Origin of the sequence: Erysipelatoclostridium sp. An173, assembly GCF_002160495.1 — a bacterium.
Lineage (GTDB): Bacteria > Bacillota_I > Bacilli_A > Erysipelotrichales > Coprobacillaceae > Thomasclavelia > Thomasclavelia merdavium.
The window spans coordinates 1-655 of record NZ_NFKR01000118.1 but is presented as its reverse complement, the minus strand read 5'-3'; the positions used below and the strand labels follow the sequence as shown (position 1 = coordinate 655).

The 655-nt window shown below is 29.2% G+C and carries 1 protein-coding gene; it reads right to left on the bottom strand.

Going from position 1 to position 655, the window contains the following annotated elements; translation table 11 throughout:
* On the bottom strand, positions 1-602 hold a 602-nt coding region (locus B5F09_RS14680; protein ID WP_158095873.1), incomplete at its 3' end, for an AAA family ATPase.
* Between the last annotated feature and the right edge of the window lie 53 nt (positions 603-655).

The window sequence follows — 655 nt, the reverse complement described above, 5'->3', positions numbered from 1 at the left end:
GGCAATATACCCGTCATATAAGCCAGTTCTATATAAGGCTTATCTTTCAACAAGTTTCTTAAGAAATCAAGATATATCTTCTGCGATTCTTTGTCTTGAGCATATTCTCTAAATATACAATCCCATTCATCTATAACGAAGATAAATCTAGTATTCGTTTCTACATAAACATCTTCCATAATTTGAATAAGATCAGAAGTATCTATATAATCCACTTTTGGAAAGACTTTCTTAAGTTCTCTAAGTATCAACTTAGCAAGAAGTAAAATCATCTTTTCTATATCATGTGTCTTACTCAAGAAGTCCTGCATATTGATATGAATGACATGATGTTTGTTAAGATGTTTTAAATAAATGTCGGTCTGACTAATTTTTAATGAATCAAAGATATTACGAGAATCACAACCCATTGAATAATAGGCGACAAGCATATTGGCATCTGTACTCTTTCCAAAGCGTCTGGGTCTTGATACACAAATATATTTATTGACTTTATTTCTCAAATATTCAATATGTTGAATAAGCAATGATTTGTCAACATATATCTCTTTATTGACTGCTTCATAAAAATTTTGATTTGTTGGATTTAAATAGATTCCCATACTTATCACCCTTTCTTTTTCATTATAACATTTCCATATTGATTAATCATCTT